The sequence below is a fragment of the Salinimicrobium oceani genome, from assembly GCF_012037645.1.
This window is the reverse complement of the sequence record NZ_JAAVJR010001185.1, coordinates 1-348: the sequence shown is the minus strand read 5'-3', so window position 1 is coordinate 348 and position 348 is coordinate 1. Positions and strand designations below refer to the sequence as shown.

1 protein-coding gene is annotated in these 348 nt (G+C 45.4%); it reads left to right on the top strand.

The window, feature by feature from the left end:
- Nucleotides 1-348: Glu/Leu/Phe/Val family dehydrogenase (locus HC175_RS21385; protein ID WP_317172391.1), on the top strand; the 348-nt coding region annotated here is incomplete at both ends.

Genomic DNA, 348 nt, shown 5'->3' with positions numbered 1-348 from the left:
ATGTATGATACGGTGCTTAACCAGTTTGAAAAAACTGCCGACCTAATGGGTCTCAATCCTAATATTAAAAAGATTCTTGGTCTTACCAACAACGAGATCATTGTACATTTTCCCGTGAAAATGGATAATGGAGAAGTGGAGATCTTTACCGGTTACCGCGTGCAGCATAATAACGCGTTGGGGCCGTATAAAGGAGGTCTTCGCTATCACCCAACCGTGGATGTTGATGCTGCAAAAGCACTTGCGATGTGGATGACCTGGAAAACATCTCTTGCGGGTTTGCCTTATGGAGGTGCAAAGGGCGGTATCCAGATCGACCCACGCAATTATAGTCTTGGGGAGTTGGAA